This window comes from Cellulomonas sp. GbtcB1, assembly GCF_019091725.1.
In the GTDB taxonomy this organism is placed as follows: domain Bacteria; phylum Actinomycetota; class Actinomycetes; order Actinomycetales; family Cellulomonadaceae; genus Cellulomonas.
Genome location: NZ_JAGXJG010000488.1, coordinates 1 through 241, shown reverse-complemented (window position 1 = coordinate 241; position 241 = coordinate 1). Strand labels below are relative to the sequence as shown.

Sequence of the window (241 nt, the reverse complement as noted above, 5' to 3'; positions counted from 1 at the left end):
GCCGCGGCCCTCGCCGCCTGCCGGGGGCCGACGCCGGTGCGCCGCTCCAGGTGCGCCCGCACGGACTCGTCCGGGCGGCGCCCGACCTCCTGGGCGAGGTAGCCGAGCTGCGCCGGCGGCGGGGACACCGCGACGGCGCCGTCGTCGGGCGCGCGGGCCCCCGCGAGGATCCGCAGCAGGGTCGACTTCCCCGCTCCGTTGGGTCCGACCAGCCCGACGACGCCGCCCGGCGCCACCACCA

General features: G+C 81.7%; 1 protein-coding gene. It reads right to left on the bottom strand.

Annotation, left to right across the window (positions count from 1 at the left end):
• The coding region (locus KVT14_RS21125; RefSeq protein WP_308161190.1) for an ATP-binding cassette domain-containing protein at positions 1-239 on the bottom strand (239 nt) is incomplete at its 3' end.
• Positions 240-241: the final 2 nt, after the last annotated feature.